This is a genomic window from Streptomyces sp. SID14478 (genome assembly GCF_010548525.1).
In the GTDB taxonomy this organism is placed as follows: domain Bacteria; phylum Actinomycetota; class Actinomycetes; order Streptomycetales; family Streptomycetaceae; genus Streptomyces.
Genome location: NZ_JAAGMG010000035.1, coordinates 1 through 16,194 on the forward strand (window position 1 = coordinate 1; position 16,194 = coordinate 16,194).

General features: G+C 71.1%; 14 protein-coding genes. 7 read left to right on the plus strand and 7 right to left on the minus strand.

The genetic code is table 11. From position 1 onward, the window contains the following. The first annotated feature begins 165 nt into the window (after nt 1-165). From G3I40_RS01155 to G3I40_RS01165, 3 genes are all read left to right on the plus strand, one after another. Nucleotides 166-615, plus strand: a complete 450-nt coding sequence (locus G3I40_RS01155) for a VOC family protein (protein ID WP_164300252.1) — start codon at nt 166-168, stop codon at nt 613-615. A 140-nt stretch (nt 616-755) separates the two neighbouring features. Beyond that, nucleotides 756-1,700 (plus strand): M28 family metallopeptidase, encoded by a 945-nt coding sequence (locus G3I40_RS01160; RefSeq protein WP_164300253.1) that lies wholly within the window; start codon nt 756-758, stop codon nt 1,698-1,700. A 169-nt stretch (nt 1,701-1,869) separates the two neighbouring features. Further along, a complete protein-coding gene (locus tag G3I40_RS01165; RefSeq protein WP_164300254.1) occupies nt 1,870-2,457 on the plus strand; it encodes an NAD(P)H-dependent oxidoreductase in 588 nt (195 codons plus the stop codon). Here the strand turns inward: G3I40_RS01165 and G3I40_RS01170 are convergent, their stop codons facing one another. The 4 genes from G3I40_RS01170 to G3I40_RS01185 all read right to left on the minus strand — a co-directional run bounded on the left by G3I40_RS01170 (nt 2,458) and on the right by G3I40_RS01185 (nt 6,913). Further along, the gene (locus G3I40_RS01170) at nt 2,458-3,342 is read right to left on the minus strand and encodes an ABC transporter permease (protein WP_164300255.1); all 885 of its coding nucleotides are present in this window, start codon (nt 3,340-3,342) and stop codon (nt 2,458-2,460) included. Further along, complete coding sequence (locus G3I40_RS01175) at nt 3,329-4,273, minus strand: ABC transporter ATP-binding protein (protein ID WP_164300256.1); 945 nt, start codon at nt 4,271-4,273, stop codon at nt 3,329-3,331. Before G3I40_RS01175 ends, G3I40_RS01170 begins: the two co-directional genes overlap by 14 nt. A 77-nt stretch (nt 4,274-4,350) precedes the next feature. Next, entirely contained in the window at nt 4,351-5,568 is a 1,218-nt protein-coding gene (locus G3I40_RS01180) for a DUF2092 domain-containing protein (protein WP_164300257.1), read from the minus strand. Nucleotides 5,569-5,902: 334 nt separating this feature from the next. Beyond that, the gene (locus G3I40_RS01185) at nt 5,903-6,913 is read right to left on the minus strand and encodes a polyprenyl synthetase family protein (RefSeq protein ID WP_164300258.1); all 1,011 of its coding nucleotides are present in this window, start codon (nt 6,911-6,913) and stop codon (nt 5,903-5,905) included. A gap of 215 nt (nt 6,914-7,128) precedes the next feature. On the opposite strand from G3I40_RS01185, the gene G3I40_RS01190 reads away from it, so the two are divergent. Further along, nucleotides 7,129-8,631 (plus strand): peptide MFS transporter, encoded by a 1,503-nt coding sequence (locus G3I40_RS01190; protein ID WP_164300259.1) that lies wholly within the window; start codon nt 7,129-7,131, stop codon nt 8,629-8,631. Between the two features lie 27 nt (nt 8,632-8,658). After that, nucleotides 8,659-10,686, plus strand: coding sequence for a CocE/NonD family hydrolase (locus tag G3I40_RS01195; protein ID WP_164300260.1), 2,028 nt, complete (start codon nt 8,659-8,661; stop codon nt 10,684-10,686). A gap of 209 nt (nt 10,687-10,895) precedes the next feature. Here G3I40_RS01195 and G3I40_RS01200 read toward each other — a convergent pair whose 3' ends face one another. Next, a complete protein-coding gene (locus G3I40_RS01200) occupies nt 10,896-11,702 on the minus strand; it encodes an HAD family hydrolase (protein ID WP_164300261.1) in 807 nt (268 codons plus the stop codon). A gap of 468 nt (nt 11,703-12,170) precedes the next feature. Between G3I40_RS01200 and G3I40_RS01205 the strand changes: the two genes are divergently transcribed. Next, complete coding sequence (locus G3I40_RS01205) at nt 12,171-13,016, plus strand: helix-turn-helix transcriptional regulator (RefSeq protein ID WP_343244787.1); 846 nt, start codon at nt 12,171-12,173, stop codon at nt 13,014-13,016. Further along, complete coding sequence (locus G3I40_RS01210) at nt 13,013-13,282, plus strand: DUF397 domain-containing protein (protein WP_164300263.1); 270 nt, start codon at nt 13,013-13,015, stop codon at nt 13,280-13,282. Before G3I40_RS01205 ends, G3I40_RS01210 begins: the two co-directional genes overlap by 4 nt. Here G3I40_RS01210 and G3I40_RS01215 read toward each other — a convergent pair. Continuing rightward, nucleotides 13,279-14,481 (minus strand): FAD-dependent oxidoreductase, encoded by a 1,203-nt coding sequence (locus tag G3I40_RS01215; protein WP_164300264.1) that lies wholly within the window; start codon nt 14,479-14,481, stop codon nt 13,279-13,281. The two genes, G3I40_RS01210 and G3I40_RS01215, sit on opposite strands and share 4 nt — an antisense overlap. 305 nt (nt 14,482-14,786) lie before the next feature. Then, a complete protein-coding gene (locus G3I40_RS01220; RefSeq protein WP_164300265.1) occupies nt 14,787-16,028 on the minus strand; it encodes an ATP-grasp domain-containing protein in 1,242 nt (413 codons plus the stop codon). Between the last annotated feature and the right edge of the window lie 166 nt (nt 16,029-16,194).

Here is a 16,194-nt window from a genome sequence, read left to right on the forward strand (position 1 = left end):
GCGGAGGTCGCCGCCGCGGCGGCCGACGGCGGGCCCGTGGTGGTGCAGCGGGAGTCGTCCGTGTGACCGCTCCCGCCCGCCCGGCCGGTGCCTGGTGGCCGGCGTCTGACGCGCGGGCCGCGCAAGAGCCGGACAGGGCCGCGCCCGACGTCCTATAACTGGGCCATGACCTTCGACTGGAAGCTCGTCATGGACGCCGCCGACCCGCATGCGCAGGCCGAGTTCTGGTCCTCCGCGCTCGGCTACGAGATCGAGGACAACGCCGCGCTGATCGAGCAGCTGCTCGGGCTCGGCGCGGTCACGGAGGCGGAGACCGTCGAGCGCTGGGGGCGGCGGGCCTTCCGGGACCTGGTCGCGGTGCGGCACCCGGACGACCCGGTCGACGGGCGGACCGGTTCGGGGCAGGGCCGGCGCATCCTCTTCCAGCGCGTGCCCGAGCCGAAGAGCGGCAAGAACCGGCTGCACATCGACGTCCACGCCGGGCCGGAGCGCCGCGAGGCCGAGGCCGCACGGCTGACCGGTCTCGGCGCGAAGGTGCTGCGGACCGTGGACACCCAGGGGAGCCAGTGGGTGACCATGGCCGACCCGGAGGGCAACGAGTTCGACGTCCAGTAGCCCCCTGCCCGCGGCCTGCGGCCGGCTGTACGGAATGCGAACACCCCTGACCGGATTGCGCTCTTGACGACGCGTCAGCGCTTCAGGACCATCGGGCCACCTCAATCCCCGCAACAGCCGAGGAACCAGGAGCCCCCCACATGCCCCTGCACCCCATACGCGCGCGGCTCGCAGCCGCCGCCCTCTTGGCCGCCGCCGGACTCGTCGCTTCCGGCACCACGAGTGCCGGCGCGGCGCCCACCGCCGCCGCGCCCGACATCCCCGTGGCCTCCGTCAAGGCCCACCTCGCCCGCTTCCAGTCCATCGCGACGGCCAACGGCGGCAACCGCGCCCACGGCCGGCCCGGCTACAAGGCCTCCCTCGACTACGTGAAGGGCAAGCTCGACGCGGCCGGGTTCACCACCGCCGTCAAGCAGTTCACGTCCGGCGGCGCCACCGGCTACAACCTGATCGCCGACTGGCCCGGCGGCGACACCAACCAGGTCGTCATGGCCGGCGCCCACCTCGACAGCGTCACCGCTGGGCCCGGCATCAACGACAACGGCTCGGGCTCCGCCGCCGTCCTGGAGACCGCGCTCGCCGTCTCCCGCGCCCAGCTCAAGCCCGCCAAGCACCTGCGGTTCGCCTGGTGGGGTGCCGAGGAGCTGGGCATGGTCGGCTCCCGGAACTACGTCAACTCCCTCGCCACCGGCGACCGTTCGAAGATCTCCGGGTATCTGAACTTCGACATGATCGGCTCGCCGAACCCCGGCTACTTCGTGTACGACGACGATCCGGCCCTGGAGAAGGTCTTCAAGGACTACTTCACGGGGCTGGGCATCCCCACCGAGATCGAGACCGAGGGGGACGGCCGCTCGGACCACGCGCCCTTCAAGAGCGCGGGCATCCCGGTCGGCGGCCTGTTCAGCGGCGCCGACTACAAGAAGACCGCCGCGCAGGCCGCGGCGTGGGGCGGCACGGCGGGCAAGCCCTTCGACGCCTGCTACCACTCCTCGTGCGACAAGGCGTCGAACATCGACGACACGGCCCTCGACCACAACAGCGACGCGATCGCCCATGCGGTGTGGGAGCTGGCGGCTTCCTAGCTTCGCCGGTCCACCGGCCGGACGCGGTGCGGCGGGGCCGGGCGCACCACCCGCCGCACCACTGGAGGCCTGCGGTTTCACCGCCTGCTCCAGGAACCCCTACCGCGATGTACTTGCGCATGCATATACTGCACGCGCAAGTACATCGCGTCCGTCTCCAGGGGGAACCATGACCGCCCGCAATTTCCTCTTCGTCCTCGGCAGCAGCCGGCCCGACGGCAACTCCGAGATCCTGGCCCGCGCCGCGGCCGACCAGCTGCCCGCCGGCGTCGGACAGACCTGGATCGACCTCGCGGAGCACCCGCTCCCCGACTTCGAGGACCTGCGCCACGACACGGACCACGTCCGCCCCGAGGGCGACGACGTCGCGCTGCTGCTCGACGCGACCCTCGCCGCCACCGACATCGTGATCGTCTCGCCGCTGTACTGGTACTCGGTCTCCGCCTCCACCAAGCGCTACCTGGACTACTGGTCGGGCTGGCTGCGCACCCCGGGCGTCGACTTCAAGGCGACCCTGACCGGGCGCACCCTGTGGGGCGTCACCGTGCTCGCGCACGAGGAGCAGGAGGTCGCCGACCCGCTGGTGGGCACCCTGAGCAACTCGGCCGCGTACATGGGCATGCGCTTCGGCGGCGTCCTGCTCGGCAACGGCAGCAAGCCCGGCGACGTGCACAAGGACGAGGAGGCGCTGCGCCGCGCTAAGACGTTCTTCGCCCAGGAGGCGCCGCTCGCCCGCTTCCCCTACGACCGGGCGTAGTCACGCGGTGATGTCCTTCGCCGTGAAGCGCGCCCAGGCCGCCGAGCCGAACACCGCCGCGTACAGCGCCTGCAGTTCGAGGTTCTTGACCAGGTCGTCCCAGTAGACCGGTTCGCGCATCAGGTCGGCGAAGGACAGCCAGTGGTGCGAGAAGAAGTACGGCTGCAGCGCGTGCAGCTGCGGGATCTGGTCGAGGATCTGGACCGTGATCAGCAGCCCGACGGTGGTGGCCATCGCCGCGATGCCGCTGTTGGTGAGCGTGGACACGAACAGGCCTAGCGCCGCGATGCCCACGAGGGACGCGGCGACGACCAGCGCGATCAGGAACGCCCGCCACAGCCCCTCCCCGAACCCGATCCGGACCCCGGAGATGGTGACCACGTCACCGAGCGGGAAGAGGATCGCCCCGGTGGCCAGCGCCGAGACCGCCACGACGAGGGTCGCCACGAGGCAGAAGGCCATCGTCGCCGCGTACTTGGTGAGCAGCAGGCGGGTGCGGCCCGCCGGGGCGACCAGGAGGTAGCGCAGGGTTCCCGCGTTCGCCTCGCCCGCCACCGCGTCGCCCGCGACGACGCCGACGGCCATCGGCAGGAAGAAGGGCAGCGTCGCCGCGAGGGCGGTGAACACCAGGAACAGGCCGTTGTTCGTGATCTGCGCGATGAACGCCGGACCGCCGCCGCCCTCGGGCCCGCCCCCGCCGAGCGTCGAGCCACCGCTCGTCTCGATCTTCACCGCCACGCCGATCAGGATCGGTACGCCCGTGAGGACCCCGAGCAGGGCCAGGGTGCGCCAGCGGCGGAAGGTGAGGGACAGCTCGCTGCGCAGCAGGCCCAGGGTCCACAAGGGGTTCGCCCGGGGCGCGGCGACCGCTTCAGCCCGCGACATCGAAGCCCTCTCCCGTCAGGGCGACGAACGCGTCCTCCAGGGAGGCCCGTTCCACGCCGAAGCCGCGGACGCGGACGCCCGCGGTGACCAGTGCCGTGTTCAGGTCCGCCAAGTCCGTTCCGGCGGGCGGGGGTTCGGCCGTCACCAGGTCGCCCGTCAGGTCGAGGACCGTGATGCCGTGCTCCTTGAGCACGCGGGCCGCGTCCGCCGGATCGGGAGTGGTGACGGTGAGTCTGCCGCGGGTGCCCGCGGCCAGTTCGGCGACCGGCCCCTGGGTGAGCAGGCGGCCCTGCGCCATCACCGCGGCGTGCGTGCAGACCTGCTCGATCTCGTCGAGCAGGTGCGAGGAGAGGAAGACGGTCGTGCCGTCGGCCGCCAACTCCCGTACCAGGGTCCTGATCTCGCGCATGCCCTGCGGGTCGAGGCCGTTCGTCGGCTCGTCGAGGACGAGCAGGCGCCGCGGTTGCAGCAGCGCGGCCGCGAGGCCCAGGCGCTGCTTCATGCCGAGCGAGTACGCCTTCGCCTTCTTGCCGGCGGCTGCGGTCAGGCCCACCCGGTCGAGGGCGTCGGACACCCGCGCCTTGCGGGTGCGCGGGTCGGCGGCCGGGTCCGCGGAGTCGTAGCGGATCAGGTTGTCCCGGCCGTTCAGGAAGCCGTACAGCGCCGGGCCCTCGATGAGCGCGCCCACCTGCGGCAGGACCGCGCGGGTCGCGCGGGGCATGGGCCGCCCGAGCACCCGGGCGGCGCCGGAGGTCGGTTCGATGAGGCCCATCAGCATCCGGATGGTGGTCGTCTTGCCCGAGCCGTTCGGCCCGAGGAAGCCGAAGACCGCGCCTTCGGGGACGGTCAGGCTCAGCCCGTCGACCGCGAGCTGGCCGCCCCGGTACCGCTTGGTGAGCTCCCGGGTCTCGATGACCGGCTCCCGCTCCATGCCCCTCCTCGTACGGGTCCCCGCGCGGCGGTGAGGGGCGGTGCGCACCGCCCCTCACCCCGTCGGCTTCCCTTGCGTCAGCTCGCGTCGGCCGCCTTCACGAGTGCGTCCTTGGTGACCGCACCGGCGTACACCTTCCCGTCCTCGGTGATCAGTACGTTGATCAGGCGGGTCGAGTACACGGTGCCGCTGCCGAACTTCCCGGTGACCTTGTCGCCCAGGGAGTTCAGGAACTGCTGCGCGTCGGCCGGCATGTCGCCGGACGCGGAGCCCGACGCGAGGCCGGACGCCTGTGAGCCGCCCGGCAGCTTGAGCTCGGCGACCGAGGCCCAGCCCTTGCCGATGACGTTCATGCCGTCGAGCCCGCCGAGGCCCTCTGCGCCCTTGGGCGCGCGGCCTCGGTGGTCCTGCGCGGGCAGCTCGTCGGCCTCGGTGACCTTGGTGCCCTTCGACGGCTTGAAGTCGAAGGTGGACGCGGCCGGCTTGCCGAAGTCGACCTTGGTGAAGCCCGCGTCGATGACGGCCGCGCCGCCGCTCGCCGGGCTCAGCGTGACCTTCAGCGGCGTACCGGTCTTCGCGTCCACGGAGACCGTGACCGCGCCGACCGTCGAGCCGGACTGCTTGGGCTTGATCTGCAACCGGTACGCGTCCCGGCCCGCGACCTGCGCCGTGCCGTCGACGGTGAACGACGTGGTGTCGCCGGACGCCTTGAGGATCTCGTCCGTCAACTCCTTGGGCGTGACGGGCACTTTGCCGGAGTGCTCGCCCGTCGCCGCGGAGCCCTTCGCCGCGGAGCCCTTCTTGCCGGTGTCCTTGGCGTGGTACGCCTCGTCCGACTTGCTGTCGTACGCCCACACGTCGGCGCCGTTGTGGATCACGCTGTACTCGGACGCGTCGTCCAGGACCGACAGCTTCTGCCGGTCCGGCCCGTCCGCCGCGACGCGCAGCGTGTGCGTGCCGGAGGCGAGTTCGGTCAGCTTCGCCTTCGGGTCGGCCGACGAGGAGCCCTTGTCGCCGCCGGTGAGTCCGCCGGTGGCCGCGCCACCGAGCGACGGCAGGCCCAGATCCGTGTGGATCTTGACGGTGCCGGACAGCCGCTCGGTGTCCGACGTGGCGATCTTGTCGATGAGTTGCCGGGCGGTGATCTTCGGGAGATCCGGGTCGCCGGAGTCGGCGAGCGCCGGGACGAGCCCGATCGTCGCCGCGGCCACCCCCACGACGGCCACCGGGACCGCGTAGCGGGTCACCTTCCGGCGCCCGGTGCTCTGGCTGTCTTCGGATTCGTACGGTGCCATGTCTGTTGCCCTACCTCCGTGTTCGGCGGCGGCTTACCGTCCTGTGCACTCGTCGCTGCTCACTGCTCTGCGTCCACCCCAAGCCGCCATTCTCACCCGAATTGGTCAGGAGTGGTGTACTCAATCTGACCAAACCGGCCCCTCTGAAGCGTCAGACCGCGGGATCAACTCCGCGTACACCCACGGGATGACATCGAGGGGCGGCGTCTCCCCCGACCCGTAGGGGTGCCGGGCGACGCGGCCCACGGGCGACGCGGCCCGGATCCACACCCGGGCCGCGCTGGTGATCTGCATCACAGGCGCGGCCCGGGGTGGCTCGTTCTCGTGGGCGGCCCTAACCGGCCCGGTGCACCACCGCGTCGCAGAGCTCCAGCAGCGCCGCCTTGGCCTCGCACTCCGGGAGCGGGGCGAGCGCCGCCCGGGCGTCCTGTGCGTAGCGCACGGTGTCGCGGCGGGCCTGCTCCAGGGCCGGGTGCGCGCGCAGCCGGGAGATCGCCTCGGCGAGTCGCGCGTCGTCCGCGAGGTCGGAGTCGAGCAGCTCGACCAGGGCCTGGTCCTCGGGCAGGGCGAGCAGCCGGGCCCGCTCGCGCAGCCGCAGGACCGGCAGCGTCGGGATGCCCTCGCGCAGGTCGGTGCCCGGCGTCTTGCCGGACTCGTGCGAGTCGGAGGCGATGTCGAGGACGTCGTCGGCGAGCTGGAAGGCGACGCCGAGCCGCTCCCCGTACTGCGTGAGGACGTCCACGACGGTCTCGTCGGCGCCGGACATCATGGCGCCGAACCGGCACGCCACGGCGATCAGCGAGCCGGTCTTGCCGCTGAGCACGTCCAGGTAGTGGTCGACCGGGTCGCGGCCGTCGGCCGGGCCCGCGGTCTCCAGGATCTGGCCGGTGACCAGGCGCTCGAACGCCTCCGCCTGGATGCGCACGGCGTCCGGGCCGAGGTCGGCGAGGATGTGCGAGGCGCGGGCGAAGAGGAAGTCGCCGGTCAGGACGGCCACGGAATTGCCCCAGCGCTGGTTGGCGCTCTCCACGCCCCGGCGCACGTCCGCCTCGTCCATCACGTCGTCGTGGTAGAGCGTCGCGAGGTGGGTGAGCTCGACGACGACGGCGGAGGGCACGATGCCCGGCGCGTACGGGTCGCCGAACTGGGCGGCGAGCGTCACGAGCAGCGGCCTGAAGCGTTTCCCGCCGGCCCGCACCAGATGCTGGGCGGCCTCCGTGATGAAGGGAACCTCGCTCTTGGTGGCTTCGAGGAGTCCCTCCTCGACAGCCACCAATCCGGCCTGGACATCGGCTTCCAGAGCCTGGTCCCGCACGCTAAGACCGAAAGTCCCGACGACGGTCACGAGTGGGTCTCCTGTCTGCTGACGATCACATGGCGAACTCGGTCGATCATTCGGTCGATGACACGGTTTGTCGATGTGTCGCTGCCATCACTCAAGTCAGCGTATCCGGTCCCGTTTCGATCACAGGGGGCACCTGCCCGGACAACCCAGACCGGGCGGGCCTCAGCCACCCCCGGTATGTTCTTGATCAGCCGATACGACCGGGAGTACGCACTTTGTCCCCCACAGCGAGCGACACCGACACCGAGGCCGAGCCGCCACCGGGCGACGACACGGCCTTCTTCGGGCAGCCGCGCGGGCTGCTCACGCTGTCGGGCCTGGAGGTCTGGGAACGCTTCTCGTTCCTCGGCATGCAGGCCATTCTCGTCCTGTACTTCGCCGACACGGTCGCACACGGTGGCATGGGCATGGACCCGGGCACCGCGGCATCGGTCTCCGCGGCGTACGGCACCCTCGTCTACCTGGTCTCCGTCGCCGGCGGCTGGCTCGCCGACCGTATCCTGGGCTCCTACCGCGCCGTCCTGTGGGGCGGCATCCTCATCGCCTGCGGCCACTACTCGATGGCGGTGCCCACCCCCACGATGACCTGGGTCGGTCTCGGCCTGATCAGCGCCGGCACCGGGCTGCTCAAGCCGAACGTGGCCTCCATGGTCGGCAAGCTCTACCGCACCGACGACGAGCGCCGCGACGCCGGCTTCGCGCTGTACTACATGGGCATCAACATCGGCGCGTTCGCCGGACCGCTCATCACCGGCTGGCTCGGCGACCACAAGGGCTGGCACTGGGGCTTCTCCGCGGCCGCGATCGGCATGACCTTCGGCCTGATCCAGTACGTCGCCGGGCGGCGTCACCTGGCCGGGCGCAAGCGCACCGCGGAGTACGCGCTGCCGCCCGAGGGGCTGCGCCGCGCGGTGCGACTGATGATCATCGGCGCGCTCGTCGTGGCGGCCCTCGCCGTGCTGCTCGCCCTGGTGGGCTGGCTGACGATGGACCGCTTCGTCGATTGCCTCACCGTGATCTCGGTGATCGCGCCGATCGTGTACTTCGCGGTGATGTTCAGGAGCCCGCGCGTCACGGCCGAGGAACGCGGGCGGCTGCGCCCCTACCTGGTCCTGTTCGTCGCGTCCGTGGCCTTCAACTTCATCCTCTTCCAGGCGTACTCGACGATGATGCTGCTGGCCTCGACGAACGCCGAGACGACCATCCTCGGCTTCCACTTCCCGGCCAGCTGGTACGCCTCCGCGCTCGGCGCCTTCGAGGTCGCCCTGGCCCCCGTCGTGGCGGGCCTGTGGGCGCGGATGGGCCCGCGCCAGCCGCACGCCTCGAACAAGATCGCCATCGGCGTGATCCTCGGCGGTCTGTCGTTCCTGCTGATGGTCCTGCCGACCTCCGGGCACGGCGACGACACGTACAAGATGGCCGTCTGGTGGATCGTCGGCTCGTACCTGCTGCTCGGCCTCGGCGACATCCTCGTGGAGACCTCGGGCATGTCCGCGACCACGAAGCTCGCCCCGAAGGCCTTCGCCAGCCAGACGATGTCGCTGTGGTTCCTCTCGCTCGCGCTCGCGAACGGCATCCAGGCACAGACCGTGAAGCTCTACGGCGAGGTCTCGAACCCCGCCTACTTCGGCGTCAACGGCGCCATCGCCATCGCGGTCGGTGTCGCCGTGATCGCCCTCGCGCCGTGGCTGCGGCGCACCATGCACCCCGTTCACTGACGCCACCAAAGGCACAGAGGTCCCTTCATGAGCACTCCGAAGATCCGGTCCGAGTTCCCCTACGGAACGACCCGCGAGGACATCCGCGTACCCCTCGCGGACGGGACGACACTGTTCGCGCGCGTGTGGCGACCGGTCACGGACGAGCCGGTCCCGGTCCTGCTCGAATACCTCCCCTACCGCCTCTCCGACTGGACGGCGCCGCGCGACTGGCAGCGTCATCCCTGGTACGCGGGTCACGGCTACGCCTCCGTACGCGTGGACGTGCGCGGGCACGGCAACTCCGAGGGCATGCCGGGCGACGAGTACGACGCGCAGGAGCTCAGCGACGGCGTCGAGGTCGTCAACTGGCTCGCCGCCCAGCCCTGGTCGTCCGGCAAGGTCGGCATGTTCGGCATCTCCTGGGGCGGTTTCAACTCCCTCCAGATCGCGGCCCTCGCGCCCGAGCCGCTCAAGGCGATCGTGACCGTCTGCTCCGCGGACGACCGCTACGACAACGACGTGCACTACATGGGTGGTTCCGTCCTCGCCGTCGACATGCACGCGTGGGCGGCGACGATGCTCGCGTTCGTCTCCCGCCCGCCGGACCCGCAGTTCGTCGGCGACCGCTGGAAGGAGATGTGGACGACGCGCCTGGAGGCCGTCGACCCCTTCATCCACACCTGGCTGAAGCACCAGACCCGCGACGACTACTGGCGCCACGGCAGCGTCTGCGAGGACTACTCGGCGATCAAGGCGGGAGTCCTCGCGGTGGGCGGCTGGCACGACCCGTACCGGGACACGGTGCTGCGGCTGGTGGAGAACCTTCCGGACGACCAGGTGCGCGGCATCATCGGGCCGTGGTCCCACCAGTACCCGGACCGCGGTCTGCCGCCCGGCCCCGCGATCGGCTTCCTCCAGGAGACGCTGCGCTGGTGGGACCACTGGCTCAAGGGAGAGACCGCGCCCGATGACGCCGCCGGCGCGGGCGGCGTCATGGCGGAGCCCAAGCTCCGCTCCTGGATCAGCGACTCGCACCCGCCGGCCACGGTCTACGCCGAGCTGCCCGGCCGCTGGGTCGGCGAGCCGTCCTGGCCCTCCCCGAACGTCTCCCCCGTCTCGTACGCGCTCCAGGGCGCCCCGGTGCTCGTCCGCTCCCCGCAGCAGACGGGCCTGGACGCGGGCCGCTTCTTCCCGTTCGGCAACGACGGCGACCTGCCGCCCGACCAGCGCGACGAGGACGCGAAGTCGGCCTGCTTCGAGTTCGAAGTCCCGTCCGAAGTACGCGTGTTGGGCCGGGCCAAGGTGACCCTGCGGCTCACGTCGGCGGTCCCCCGCGGCCAGGCCGTGGCCCGCCTGTGCGACATCGCCCCGGACGGCTCCTCCACCCTGGTCACCCGGGGCGTGCTCAACCTCTCCTCCCGCCACGGCCGGGCCGCCGCGGTCCCCTGGCTGCCGGGCACCACCGAGGACGTCACGTTCGAGCTGAACGGCATCGGCCACACCTTCCCGGCCGGCCACCGCATCCGCCTCGCGGTCTCCTCGGCGTACTGGCCCTGGATCTGGCCGCAGCCCGGCTCCGAGGCGGGCTTCACACTCGACCCGGTGGGCAGCATGCTCGAACTCCCGGTCCGCTCCGGCGACCTGGGCGGCGCGGTCACCTTCGGCGAGCCGGAGCAGTCCGAGCCGCTCGGCGTCGTCTACCCGGCCTCCCTGGACGAACAGCGCCCCGAGCGCCTCGTCGTGCGCGACGTCGCGAAGGGCGAGTGGCGCCTGGAGGTCGACCCGCGCTACGGCGGCACGCGCGTCTACCCGGACGGCCTGGAGTTCACCGAGGACGCCCTGGAGACGTACGTCATCGACGAGAAGGACCCGCTGTCGGCCCGCACCAGGTCGGACTGGTCGATCCGGCTGCACCGGCCCGAACTGGCGTGGGACGCGACGGTGGAGACCCGCTCCGAGATCTCCTGCACGGAGCGGGAGTTCGTCACGTCCAGCGAGGTCGTGTGCCGGGACGGGGGCGAAGTGGTGTTCCACCGGACGTGGGAGGAACGGATTCCTCGGACCGCGGGGTAACGGGGTAAGGGGGGTAGCGGGGCCGTGTGTGTTGGGGGTGTGTTGGGGGGCGTCGCGTTTCCGCGTGCGGAGTTTCCGTCGGGGAGCGGGTGCGCGTTTCGTCGTGGCTGATCGCGCGGTTCCCCGCGCCGCCCCTGGAGCGGCGACTTCGTCCCGTTTGTCCAGGGGGCGTGGGGAGTCGCGCACACACGCGGCGCCGGCGGGACGGATCAGCCCCCGAACAGCCTCTCCAGCACCACGGCGACCCCGTCGTCCTCGTTCGAGACGGTGACGTCGTCGGCGACGGCCTTCAGCTCGGGGTGCGCGTTGGCCATGGCCACCCCGCGCGCCGCCCAGCCGAACATCGGAACGTCGTTCGGCATGTCGCCGAAGGCGAGGGTGTCCGCGGGCCCCGCACACAGGCGCTCGGCGGCAAGGCCGAGGCCGGTCGCCTTGGTCACCCCGCGTGGCTGGAGTTCGACGGTGCCGGGGCCCGACATGGTGACCGTCGCCAGCGGACCGACCGCCGCGCGCGCCACCGCCGCCAGCTCGTCGTCCGTCAGGGACGGATGGCGCAGCAGCACCTTGCTGATCGGCTGCGCCCACAGTTCGGCGCGGCGGGTGACGCGGACCGCGGGGAGCGTGGGGTGCGGCATGAGGTAGCCCGGCTCGATGAGCGTGAGCCCGTCGACGCCGTCCTGGTCGACGGCCGCGTGGACCTGCCCGACCTCCGCCTCGATCTTGCCGATGGCCTGTTCGGCCAGCTCCCGGTCCAGGGTCAGGGACCACAGCAGGCGGTCGGCCGCCGCGTCGTAGAGCTGGGCTCCCTGGGCGCAGACGGCGAGCCCGGCGCCGCCGAGGTCGTCCAGGAGCGGTTTCACCCGGGGTGCGGGCCGGCCCGTCACCACGATGTGCCGGGCCCCACCGGCCAGGGCTGTCGCCAGGGCGGCGCGGGTCCGGTCCGAGACGGTGTCGTCGCCGCGCAGCAGCGTTCCGTCCAGGTCAGTCGCGATGAGGGCATATGCGGGTGCGGCCATGATCCGAAGAATACGGACCAACCGCCCCGGGAGTCCGACGAGTACCGGCCGTGTGGCGGGTTGTGGTAAGTCGGCAGCGAGGCGGTCGGAGCCGGGTGCTCGCGCAGCTCTCGAAGTGGTACTCGGCCTCGCTCACGACAACCAGCCGCTCCAGGTCCGCCGACAGCAGCCAGGGCTCCTCGACCGCCTCGCGGGGCCTACCCGAGCGCGCCCAGCCTCTCCTCGATGACCTCAAGCGCCACCTGCTCCCGACGCTCACGAAGCTCTCGCCGCAACCTGCCGTCCACCGCCTCGCTCCCGCGCGTAGGCGGTGTGCTGCTTCGGCATGACCTCTTCGTACGTCCTGCGGCTGCAGGCCGTGGACGCGCGCGACCGGATTCCCGCACCGGTCCGTCCCGGTTCTGTCCCGCGTTGTCCCGGCTGCGCGGGCGCCGGGGTGGGTACAGGTGGGCCTCGGAGGTGGGAGGCGTGAACGAGGTTGCGGACGAGGCGGGTTGGGACGTCGAACCCGGGGACGAGATCGAACCGGTCGTGCAGGCCGTGGGCCGCTTGCTCCGGGTGTGCCGGGAGGCGGCGGGCATGCGGGCGGGGGAACTGGGCGAGGCGCTCGGTTACGGGGAGGACCTGATCCGCAAGATCGAGCGCAGGGCACGCATCCCGCGCCCCGAACTCCTCGACCGCGCCGACCAGTTACTGAACGCGCAGGGGCATCTGCGGGCCTTCATGGAGGACATGAGGAAGGCGCGGTACCCGAAGAAGGTGCGGCAGCTGGCGCAGATGGAGGAGCGGGCGGTGGAGATGCTGTTGTACAGCTGTCACAACATTCATGGGTTGCTGCAGACGCCGGAGTACATGGCAGCTTTGTACGACGTCCGGCAACCTCCTCTGCCTGCATACGTGATCGAGCGTGAGGTTACGGCCCGCGTGGCGCGCAAGGCGGTCTTCGACCGGGATCCCGTGCCTGCTCTCAGCTTCATCCAGGAACAGGTGACACTCGACCGTCCGATCGGCGGTAGGGCCGTACTACGCCGCCAGCTCGAACACCTCATGGAACTGGCGCAGTTGCGCCATGTGACTCTCCAGGTCATGCCGACCGACCGTGAGGATCACGCCGGAATGCACGGTCTGATCGAAGTGCTGAAGTTTCCGGACGGCACAGCGATCGGCCGGTCCGAAGGCGCCTTCAACGGTCGCCCGGTTTCAACCCCCAGGGATCTTCGGATCCTTGAACTGCGCTATGGGATGATCCGGGCCCAAGCTCTCTCCCCGAGAGAGTCACTGGAATTCATCGAGCACGCGCTGGGGAGACTATGAGCACAGCAGAACTCCACTGGTTCAAAAGCAGCTACAGCAGCAGTAACGAACCCGGCGACTGCGTAGAAGTGGCCCTGGAATGGGTCAAGAGCAGCTACAGCAGCGGCCCTGAGTCCGACGACTGCGTCGAGGTCGCCACCACCCCCACCACCATCCACCTCCGCGACTCCAAGAACCCCACCGGTCCCCGGTTCACCACGTCCCCGGAGGCCTGGCGGAGCTTCACCGCCTACGCGGCCGAGGGCGCCGTCACCGCCGCCAACTAGCTGTGCGCGGCAGCCAGATGACGGGCCAGCCGCGGTGACGCGAACTCTGTGCCGCACACGAACCGCATCACCGGCCCGTAGGATGACCCGCCCAGCATCCCCGTGAAGTACAGCCCGGGGACGGACGAGACGTACCCGGCGCCGAGACGGGGCGTACCCCGGCTGACGGACAGTCTCGCCCGCAGGCCGTCGCCCAGGAACGGCATCGCGGCGAGGTCCACCCGATAGCCCGTCGCCGCGATGACGTGGTCGGCACCGATGTCGTCGAGGCGGCCCCCGTGCGTGCGGGCCGTGAGCACGGGCGCGCCGTCCGACACGGCGACCCGCTCGATCCCGGCGACGTCCCGCACCGCCACCTTGCCCTCGAACCGCTCCCGCAGCCACCACGCGCCGAGCGGCCCGAGCACCCGCCGCACCAGGAAATGGCGTGCCTGCGGGGGCAGTTGACGGTACTGGTGCGGGTAGTACGTGAGCGCGTACAACGACCACGCCTTGCCGAACGGCGTGTCCGGCCGCAACCGGGGCTGCTCCCACGGCGGCGAGCCGAACCGCACGCTGCCCTTGCCCCGCGCGACGACCTTGACGCTCGCCCCGGCCTCCGCCGCGAGCGCCGCCGTCTCCAGGGCGGACTGGCCCGCGCCGACCACGACGAGTTCCTTCCCGGCGAACCGGGACAGGTCGTGGTGCTGGGCGCTGTGCGAGAACGGGCCCGTGGGGGTGGGCCCGTCGGGCACGGCCTCGGCGAACTCGCGCGGCAGGTGCTCCAGGCCGGACAGCCCGGTGGCGACGACCACGGCCCGCGCCGTGAACTGCTCGCCCGAGTCCAGCTTCAGCTCGAAGCCCGCGGTGCCGCGCCGGTCGACGGAGACGACGCGGACCCGCTCCAGTTCGGGCACCAGCTTCTGCTGGAACCAGTCGCCGTACGCGACGAACGTCTCGGCGGGGATCAGGTCCTCGTCGGTGACGAGGCGCTTGATCCCGGCAGCGTCGCAGTAGTCGACCAGATGGTGGCCGCGCTGCGGGGCGTCGATGTTCGACGCGGAAGGGACGGACTTGAGGATCATGCCTTCGGGCATGTGCGAGCGCCAGCTCACCATGGGCTCGCCGAAGACTCTGACGGGAATGCCGCGGGCCCGCAGATGGGCGGCGGTGGACAGGCCGTAGGGCCCGGCCCCGATGACAACTACCGGATGGATCACGAAGTCCCCTCCCCGGGACGACAACTGCGTCTCTTACTTCGCGTGATGCCTGTTCTCTTGTGGGTCTACGGGTCTTGGGTCTACGGGTTTTGCGCCTTCGGGCTTTGGGTCTACGGGTCTTCGGGTCTTGGGGTCTTGGGGTCTTGGGTCTACGAGTCTTGGGTCTTCGGGCCTTGGGTCTACGGGTCTTGGGTCTACGGCGCTGCGTGGCCCGGGGTGCGGGTCAACGACCGCCGCCGGGTTCCTGGGCGTACGGGCCGACCGGCATACGTGCGAACCGGCGCGCGGGCCGAGCAGCGCGCAGGTCAACCGGCGCTGCTGACGCGCCGGTTCGCGCGCCACAGCTGGTACAGGTGCTTCGCCCCGGGCCGGACGAAGCGGGCGAGCATCGTGAAGAACGGCCGCGGGTCGTCGGCCGCCCACCACGCCAGCTCCGTGCCGCTCGCGCGGGACGGGGCGTGCGGGGTCGTGTAGCCGCTGCGCCGGTAGGCGAGCAGGGCCGGCAGGTCGATGTTCTCCACGACGTACCGGTGTCCCGCCCGCTGTTCCCCCTCCGGGACGCCGCGGCCGGTCAGGTGCAGGTGCATGGCGCGAATGACGTCGACGCCCGCCTCGTTCTCGAACAGCCGGAACTGGGCGCCCATCCGCGGATTGAAGTCGAGGAGCTTGTACTGGCCGTCGCGCCGGTCGAAGCGCAGGTCGAGGTCGATGATGCCGGTGAAGCCGATCTGCTTGATGAAACGTGCGGCGATGTCCGCGAGTTCCGGATTGTCGACGACGTATGCGTGCGCCGTCATTCCGGCGTGCGGCGGCCAGGAGCGGACCTTGACCCCGGTGAACAGCGCGCGGGGCGTCGAGTCCTGGTCGAAGTAGGCGTGCACGATCCAGTCCTCCGCGTCCTCGCGCGGCAGGTACTCCTGGAGGATCACCCCGGGTCGCTCGCCCCAGTGCCGGGCGAGCGCGCACAGCGCTTCGGCGGTGGCGATCCTCGTCGTCCCGTTGACCGCCGGGCTGCTGCGCCGGGTGAACGCCTCCCGGTTCTTCGCGACGACGGGAAAGCGCGCCTTCTCGGCGAACTCCTCGACGTCCGCGTAACTGTCCGGGAACGCGGCCGCCGGCGACGGAATGCCGTGCTCCCCGCACAGTTCGTGCAGTCCCTGCTTGCTGGCCAGGCTGCGCGGCAACTCCCGCTCCACCCGCGGAAAGAGATAGCCCGCCTCGGCGAGCGGCTCCTGGTGCTCGGCGATGAGGACGGCCGCTTCCTCGTCCGTCGGGATCATCACCGTGGGCCGGCCGATGCGGCGGGCGACACGCAGCAGCCCGTCGACGAGCCGCCACGGGTCCTCCGCGCCGGTGGTCCGCCAGGGAAAGGCCCGGGTCAGATAGCGGGAGGCCGCCGCGGGCGTGTAACGGTCCTCGGTGATCGCGTACATGGGCACGCCGAGGCGGCCCAGGCTGCGGACGGCGCCCACTCCTCCGTGGTGCAGCGGATAGTCGCCGAACTTGACGATGAGCCCCGGCACGTCCCGGTCCACGGCGCATGGCACGCCCGCGGCACCGCTGCGAGCCCAACCGGCACTCCTGGCCACGGGTCCCCCCACGTGTCCTGTCCCCCTCAGGACACGGACCCACCCCGTCCGCGCCCACCGGACATAGACGCTAAGCCGGAACTGACCACTCCATCAACGGGTCATTCGGACATTGCTAACTCTT

Excerpts from the sequence above, each read along its gene's own strand:
- G3I40_RS01155 (WP_164300252.1), top strand. The coding sequence starts at position 166 with ATGACCTTCGACTGGAAGCTCGTCATGGACGCCGCCGACCCGCATGCG.
- G3I40_RS01160 (WP_164300253.1), top strand. The coding sequence starts at position 756 with ATGCCCCTGCACCCCATACGCGCGCGGCTCGCAGCCGCCGCCCTCTTG.
- G3I40_RS01165 (WP_164300254.1), top strand. The coding sequence starts at position 1,870 with ATGACCGCCCGCAATTTCCTCTTCGTCCTCGGCAGCAGCCGGCCCGAC.
- G3I40_RS01170 (WP_164300255.1), bottom strand. The coding sequence starts at position 3,342 with ATGTCGCGGGCTGAAGCGGTCGCCGCGCCCCGGGCGAACCCCTTGTGG.
- G3I40_RS01175 (WP_164300256.1), bottom strand. The coding sequence starts at position 4,273 with ATGGAGCGGGAGCCGGTCATCGAGACCCGGGAGCTCACCAAGCGGTAC.
- G3I40_RS01180 (WP_164300257.1), bottom strand. The coding sequence starts at position 5,568 with ATGGCACCGTACGAATCCGAAGACAGCCAGAGCACCGGGCGCCGGAAG.
- G3I40_RS01195 (WP_164300260.1), top strand. The coding sequence starts at position 8,659 with ATGAGCACTCCGAAGATCCGGTCCGAGTTCCCCTACGGAACGACCCGC.
- G3I40_RS01200 (WP_164300261.1), bottom strand. The coding sequence starts at position 11,702 with ATGGCCGCACCCGCATATGCCCTCATCGCGACTGACCTGGACGGAACG.
- G3I40_RS01210 (WP_164300263.1), top strand. The coding sequence starts at position 13,013 with ATGAGCACAGCAGAACTCCACTGGTTCAAAAGCAGCTACAGCAGCAGT.